Below are 3595 nucleotides of genomic sequence, written 5' to 3' on the forward strand. Positions count from 1 at the left end.
TGAGGATGAACCTTAGCCGGTCTTTTTGGCGTAAAAGAGAGAGAAATATACTGGAAATATTTAACATAGAAAATTAAGGCAAAATGTTATTATATGGTATTGTTAAAAAATTTACTCCTCATGGCTGGACCTGATTTTATTTTCTTGACAAACCATCATTACTTTTTTATAATAATTACACTACAAATTTAGAAAGATTTTCAAGCACTGGCACAAATGATATTTGTGTCAGTGCTTATTGTATTGATTATGGGATAGATTAAGCTTTTTTGGAATTAAAAGTGTGCTTTAAACGCATATTAATCATCAATTGAAAATTAGAATTAAAAAGGGGAGAATCGATTATGGCAGAAGATTACAAAGAGACAATACTAACCCAGGAAGGCGTTGCCAAGTTGGAGGAAGAGTTAAGGTATTTAAAAACTGTCAAGCGCAAAGAGGTGGCAGAGCGCATCAAACAGGCCATCGCTTTCGGTGACCTGAGCGAAAATTCGGAGTATGACGAGGCAAAAAATGAGCAGGCATTCATCGAAGGGCGCATCGTCACCTTAGAAAACCTGCTTAGAAACGCGAAAGTGATTGATGATGAGGATATCTCTACCGATGTGGTAAGTATTGGTGTCACAGTGAAGCTGCTGGATGTTGAAACCAACGACGTAGTGGAGTATACTATTGTAGGGTCCACCGAAGCTAATCCGGCAGAAAACAGGATATCCAATAAGTCGCCGGTGGGCAAAGCCCTGCTGGGCAAACCGGTAGGAGCAGTGGTGGACGTACACGTGCCGGACGGAGTTATCAAATTTAAAATACTAGAAATTCGTAAGTGAAGGTGTGAAATACAGGATGGATGCAACAAGGACGGACGCTCAGTTTGAGGAGCAGAATTTAAACGAGATACTGCTGGTAAGGAGAGAAAAGCTGGATAAGCTGCGCAAAGAGGGCAGGGATCCTTTTGCCATCACCCGGTTTGAGGTCACCCACTATTCGCAGCAAATAAAGGACGATTTTGATACCATGGAAGGTCAAGAGGTAACGGTAGCGGGCAGGATCATGTCAAAAAGGGTGATGGGCAAGGCAAGCTTTGCTCACATCCAGGATAGTGCCGGGCAGATACAGATATTTGTCCGCATCAACGATGTGGGCGAAGAGCAGTATGAGGACTTTAAGTCTTTTGATCTGGGCGATATCATAGGGGTGACGGGAGAGGTATTTAAGACAAAAACGGGGGAAATTTCGGTCAGAGCCAAAAACATAGTATTGCTTACCAAGTCTCTTTATCCTCTCCCTGAGAAATGGCATGGGCTTAAGGATCCTGACCTTCGTTACAGGCACAGATATGTGGATTTGATTGTAAATCCAGAGGTACGCCGTACCTTTGAAACACGCTCCAAGGTTATACGATGCATCAGGAATTATCTCGACACCAGGGGATATCTGGAAGTTGAGACGCCTATCCTCCATACCACTGCAGGTGGCGCTGCCGCCCGGCCTTTTATTACTCATCATAATACCCTTGATATTGATATGTACCTGCGCATCGCGACCGAACTCCACTTAAAGCGGCTGATCGTCGGCGGCTTTGATAAGGTTTACGAGCTGGGGCGCGTGTTCCGCAATGAGGGGATGTCCATCAAGCACAATCCCGAGTTTACTTCCATTGAGATATACAGGGCCTATGCCGATTATATGGACATGATGGAGCTTACCGAGGACATGATAGTCACCGTTGCAAAAGAGGTGCTGGGTACCACCAAACTGACGTACCAAGGTCAGGAGATCGACCTGACGCCTCCATGGCAGCGTATGACAATGATTGAGGCTGTCAAGAAATACGCGGGCGTAGATTTTTCTCAGATTAATACCGACGAGGAGGCCAGGGAGGTCGCAAAGCAGGCAGGTCTGGAGCTTGATAAGGGCAACACCTGGGGGCACATACTCAATGCCTTCTTTGAGGAAAAGGTGGAGAAGCATCTGGTGCAGCCCACCTTTATCCTGGACTACCCCATTGAGATTTCGCCGCTTGCAAAGAGAAAGAAGGATGACCCCAGGTTGACCTATCGCTTTGAGCTGTATATAGTGGCGCGGGAGATTGCCAACGCGTTTTCTGAGCTAAATGACCCAATTGACCAGAGGGAACGCTTCTTGGAGCAGGCCAGGCAGCGTGCCGCAGGGGATGAGGAAGCCCATATGATGGATGAGGATTTCGTGCACGCGTTGGAGATCGGCATGCCTCCAACCGGTGGTGTAGGCATAGGCATTGACAGGCTGGTAATGATTTTTACTGATTCTTATTCAATAAGGGATGTAATACTGTTTCCTACTATGAGGCCCAGGGAGTAAAAGTAAGCCTAAGGGATAAAGGTAAGGGTTATGAATATTTACCGGGGCAGCGGAATTGCCATGGGACTTTTAAAGTTCCATGGCTTTTTAATTTTTTTTGGTATTTTAGGGTTACAACATAATCATGATTTACCATTGCGTGAAGATTCATTGTGTTAAGGTAATTTTTTCTAAATATTCGATTTGTTATATTGATTGCACTTAAAAATAACTATAAATGCTTTAAAAACAGCATTTTGCTGTACTTGTTGAGCATTTGCATTTGATGTATAATTAATATGTGTATTATATTGTTATAACTCTTTAGGCAGGTGATATACTCCATGTATCAGGTTGTGGTAAACAGGGAAACGCTGCAGAACCATCTGCATTACGATTGGTGGAAATACGTTGTGGGTATAGTGGTGACGGTCATGCTTTGGAATCTGATATCGACCATGACCAGGCCGCAAACCCCGCCAGATAAAAAGGTTGATATTTTTCTTGTAGGAGATTATCTCTTGGAGGAAAAGGCTGAACCTATGAGCCAGCGCATGCTAGAGGACTTTCCAGAGCTTTTAGAGATCAATTTCATGAACATACCCTTGGGTGGAGACCCTGAATTGGAAATGATGGGACGATACAAACTCATGACAGTGGTCGGTGCTCAAGAAGGGGATATATTCGTATTTAGCAAAGGGGAGTATGAGGCATTTGCCAAACAGGGTGCTTTTATGCCGCTTGATGAGTACATCGACGACGAGATAACGAAGTATATACCCGCAGAGGAGCTGGAGAAGTACAAACTGAGCGTTGAAGATGAATACGCCCAGGATAAACAGCCCCATATTTACGGTATCCCGTTAAAAGGCGTTACTCTGTTCAACGATACCGGCTATAATGTAGAGGATAAGGTTCTGTCGATAATGGCCTATAGCAAGAACAAAGAGAAGGCCGTAGAGGTCATGAAATGGATAGTGACAAAAGGAAGATGATTGCGAATTAACGCGTATAGTCTAGAAAAAAGAAGATAAAACGAATATTTTCTTAATGGTTGCGAAAATAATCATGATAAACCTGTTTAAATGGCTTGATTATGTCATGGGAGCTGTGGTATAGTAATACTCGCCGCTCTGGAGGGGGCGGCGAAGGGAAATGGTCCTTGAAAACTGAACAGTGGTTGGAAGGCCAGGTCAATTCTGGAGAGGTAAGACTGATTTGCGGCAAGTGATATGAGTTTAGGATATAGATTTTAAGTGAAGAGTTTGATCCTGGC

Annotated in this window: 3 protein-coding genes; all 3 read left to right on the plus strand. The window is 43.9% G+C overall.

Going from position 1 to position 3595, the window contains the following annotated elements:
• Window positions 1–344 precede the first annotated feature (344 nt).
• The 3 genes from greA (at window position 345) to KVG29_RS12240 (ending at window position 3314) form a co-directional block, all read left to right on the plus strand.
• The gene (greA, locus tag KVG29_RS12230) at window positions 345–827 is read left to right on the plus strand and encodes a transcription elongation factor GreA (RefSeq protein ID WP_025748237.1); all 483 of its coding nucleotides are present in this window, start codon (window positions 345–347) and stop codon (window positions 825–827) included.
• 16 nt (window positions 828–843) lie between these two features.
• Window positions 844–2340, plus strand: coding sequence for a lysine--tRNA ligase (gene lysS, locus KVG29_RS12235; RefSeq protein WP_252228705.1), 1497 nt, complete (start codon window positions 844–846; stop codon window positions 2338–2340).
• 323 nt (window positions 2341–2663) lie between these two features.
• Entirely contained in the window at window positions 2664–3314 is a 651-nt protein-coding gene (locus KVG29_RS12240; protein ID WP_252228706.1) for a type 2 periplasmic-binding domain-containing protein, read from the plus strand.
• Window positions 3315–3595: the final 281 nt, after the last annotated feature.

This window comes from Caldicoprobacter algeriensis (assembly GCF_023838525.1).
GTDB lineage: Bacteria > Bacillota > Clostridia > Caldicoprobacterales > Caldicoprobacteraceae > Caldicoprobacter > Caldicoprobacter algeriensis.